Source organism: Microcystis sp. M49636_WE2 (genome assembly GCF_030065375.1).
GTDB classification, from domain to species: Bacteria; Cyanobacteriota; Cyanobacteriia; order Cyanobacteriales; family Microcystaceae; genus Microcystis; species Microcystis aeruginosa_C.
This window is the reverse complement of record NZ_JASJFG010000210.1, coordinates 1-3,422: the sequence shown is the minus strand read 5'-3', so window position 1 is coordinate 3,422 and position 3,422 is coordinate 1. Positions and strand designations below refer to the sequence as shown.

Sequence of the window (3,422 nt, the reverse complement as noted above, 5' to 3'; positions counted from 1 at the left end):
GTTAATAATTTCGCAGTAGAAGCGGGAGTAAAAAAGTTATTTTCGTGGAGACTATAGAGATTTTCCTGAGAATTAAGGGATTTTACGAAAATTCCCCAATAAGCGCCTTGATAATCGGGTCGGGCCAAAATGCGATCGATCTCGGTGGCTAAGTCTGCGGGACAGATAAACTGGGAAGGGGGGGAATTGTCTTGACTGATGGGGGTTGCGAGGGTGAGGGGATGGTTTACCCAGAGAAATAGGGAACAGGTCCCCAAGAGAAAAGATAATTTTGAGCAGCGTGTTAGCATAGAATTAAATCTTGGCAGTAGGTAGGCGTTAAAAATTATCAGATGCCCCCCTTATTAAGGGGGATCCCCCCGCCTATCGGCACCCCCCTTATCAAGGGGGGCAGGGGGGATCGAACCTAAAATCCATTTTTAATTTAATTATAACCAGCTACTTAGTAAATAAATTGACTCTAATTTAGCAGCATTAGTGACTATATTGTGCTAGTTACTCGATAGATTCAGTTAGGGATTGATCCGAGATATTCGTTCCCCTTTTTGCCCTGAAAGTTTTTTGATTCCGTCAAATTTCTATTTATTCGCGAGGATATTTTTATGAGTTATGATTTTGATCTATTCGTGATTGGTGGTGGTTCTGGGGGTATTGCCACCGCTAGACGGGCGGCCGAATACGGGGCAAAAGTGGGATTGGCAGAATACGATCGTTTAGGAGGAACCTGTGTTAATCGCGGTTGTATTCCCAAAAAATTAATGGTTTATTCTAGTCGTTTTCCGCAACTATTTAAGGATGCGGAAGGTTACGGGTGGAGTCCAGTAGAGAGTCAGTTAAATTGGCAAAAATTAATTAGCGCCGTTAATCAGGAAACTATCCGTTTAAATGGCATTTATCAAAAGATGCTCGATAATTCTCAAGTGACGCTTTTTCCTAATTATGCCAAGTTTCTTGATAGCCATACCCTAGAGGTGGGAGAGGAGAAAATTACTGCCGATAAAATTTTAATTGCCGTGGGGGGACATCCCGTTAAACCTGATATTCCGGGGATCGAACATACGGTAGTTTCTGATGCCATGTTTCAACTGCCGGAACAACCAAAAAGAATTATAGTTTTAGGGGCGGGATATATTGGGGTAGAATTTGCCGGTATTATGCACGGATTGGGGACGGAAGTGGTGCAGTTAATCCGTAAAGACAAGATTTTAAGAGGGTTTGATGAGGATATCCGCGATGAGATTCAAGGGGAAATGATCCGTCAGGGAATTAAAATTATGCCCGAAACTTTCCCCACTTCGATCGAGAAAACTGCCGAGGGGTTAAAGGTACATATTCAGGGGAAAGAAACCTCAGAAATGCTCTTTGTTGATGCCCTAGGATTAGCCGCTACTGGAAGAATTCCTAAGCTGGAAAAATTGGGCTTAGAGAATGTCAATGTCGAGGTAAAAAAAGGGGCAATTGTCGTCAACGAGTATAGCCAAACCAGTGAAGATAATATCTATGCCGTGGGCGATTGTACTGATCAAATTAATTTAACTCCCGTGGCCATTAATCAGGGGCGCGCCTTTGCCGATACAGTCTTCGGTAATAAACCCCGGTTAATGAGTTATGAAAATGTTCCTTCGGCAGTATTTTCTACTCCTGAAGCGGCGACGGTGGGATTAACGGAATTGCAAGCAAAAAAACAATATGGTGACACGGGAATTAAAGTTTATCGGTCTAAATTCCGCCCTGGTTACAATGTTTTACCAGGCCGAGAGGACAAAACTTTGATGAAATTAGTTGTTCATCAGGAAAGTGGTAAAATTCTCGGGGCGCACATGGTGGGAGATCACGCCGCCGAAATTATTCAAGGAGTAGCCATTGCCGTAAAAATGGGGGCGACAAAAGCCGATTTTGATGCCACTGTCGGCATTCATCCCAGTGCTGCCGAGGAATTCGTCACCATGCGTTAATTAACAATTTTAGGTGTGTTAGATAGGTGTTAAAAATTGTCAGCTACCCCCCTTATTAAGGGGGGATTAAGGGGGGATCCCCCCGCCTATCGACACCCCCCTTATCAAGGGGGGATTAAGGGGGGATCCCCCCGCCTATCGACACCCCCCTTATCAAGGGGGGATTAAGGGGGGATCCCCCCGCCTATCGACACCCCCCTTATTAAGGGGGGATTAAGGGGGGATCCCCCCGCCTATCGGCACCCCCCTTATTAAGGGGGGATTAAGGGGGGATCCCCCCGCCTATCGGCACCCCCCTTATTAAGGGGGGCAGGGGGGATCAAAGACAAAATCTATCTTCTTAATTATAACCACTTACTTAAACCAACCTAACACACCAGAGAAAATTAACCTTTTGGGCTATTGACAATTGAGCCATTTTGTGATAGTTTTTCGGTTAATTTTTGAGCGAGATTTAAGATATCGGAGGGAAGCATAATCACGGTACTGGTGTTATTTTCCGCTCCAATTTCCGTTAACATTTGTAGGCGGCGTAATTCCAAAGCGGCGGGGTTTTCCATGATTAATCGGGAAGCTTCCGCTAATTTTAAGGAGGCTTCCTGTTCTGCGGCAGCTTTAATCAAACGGGCCCGTTTTTCTCGCAATGCTTCCGCTTCCTTGGCCATAGCTCGCTGCATACCAGTGGGAATTTCCACATCTTTTATCTCCACCCGTTCGATATCAATGCCCCAGGGTTCGCTAATTTCATCGACAATTTGTTGGACCGCGTGATTAATTTTGTCTCGTTTTTGCAAGACATCATCGAGATGATTTTGACCGACTACATTTCTTAAAGTGGTCATGGCCGCTTGATAAACGGCCGCGGGGTAGGATTCGACTTTATTAATCGCTTTGCCCGGGTCGATAATACGATAGTAGAGAACCGCATTAACCTTAATTGTGACATTATCGGCGGTGACAGTTTCTTGCGGGGCGATATCGACGGTTTTAGTGCGAATATCCAGCTGCATTTTTTGGTCAACTAGGGGAATGATCCAGTACAGTCCGGGGCCTTTGGTGTCTTGATAACGCCCTAGTCGAAAGATAACACCACGCTGGTATTCTCGATCGATTTTAAAGCCATTTAATCCCAGAATGCCCGCTATCAATAGGAAGGGTGCTAAAAATTCCATATTAATTACCAGTTATCGGGTTCAAGTTAATCAGTGTGCGCTGACATCTCAAGGGCAATCTCCTCGCTCCTGACCACTAATACATTCATTCTAGAGAGTAACCGGGCTGTCGGGGAAACTCATAACGAAATATTACAATTTTTAGGAATTGCCTAACCAGCAGGGATGACTCGACTTCCAGACCCCGACCTGAGATAAACTACAGAATGTTATCAGAATTTACCTTGATATTATGAGCGTAGTTAGCCAAGTCATCCTCAAAGCCGACGACGAACTTCGTTATCCTAGTAGTGGT

Annotated in this window: 3 protein-coding genes and 1 pseudogene; 2 read left to right on the top strand and 2 right to left on the bottom strand. The window is 44.9% G+C overall.

Features of this window, described 5'->3' with window-relative positions; all coding sequences use genetic code 11:
- Window positions 1-290 (bottom strand): D-alanyl-D-alanine carboxypeptidase (locus PX484_RS04725; protein WP_288103023.1); only part of this gene is annotated, 290 nt, incomplete at its 3' end.
- Window positions 291-602: 312 nt separating this feature from the next.
- Here PX484_RS04725 and gorA point away from each other — a divergent pair.
- Complete coding sequence (gene gorA, locus PX484_RS04720; RefSeq protein WP_002801518.1) at window positions 603-1,955, top strand: glutathione-disulfide reductase; 1,353 nt, start codon at window positions 603-605, stop codon at window positions 1,953-1,955.
- A 386-nt stretch (window positions 1,956-2,341) separates the two neighbouring features.
- Here the strand turns inward: gorA and PX484_RS04715 are convergent, their stop codons facing one another.
- A complete protein-coding gene (locus tag PX484_RS04715) occupies window positions 2,342-3,127 on the bottom strand; it encodes a slipin family protein (protein ID WP_004163749.1) in 786 nt (261 codons plus the stop codon).
- 232 nt (window positions 3,128-3,359) lie between these two features.
- Between PX484_RS04715 and PX484_RS04710 the strand changes: the two are divergent.
- Window positions 3,360-3,422, top strand: a pseudogene (locus PX484_RS04710) (allophycocyanin); the annotation flags it as partial.

Bases quoted from the DNA above. Each gene is read 5' to 3' on its own strand.
- PX484_RS04715 (WP_004163749.1), bottom strand. From the start codon at position 3,127: ATGGAATTTTTAGCACCCTTCCTATTGATAGCGGGCATTCTGGGATTA.
- gorA (WP_002801518.1), top strand. From the start codon at position 603: ATGAGTTATGATTTTGATCTATTCGTGATTGGTGGTGGTTCTGGGGGT.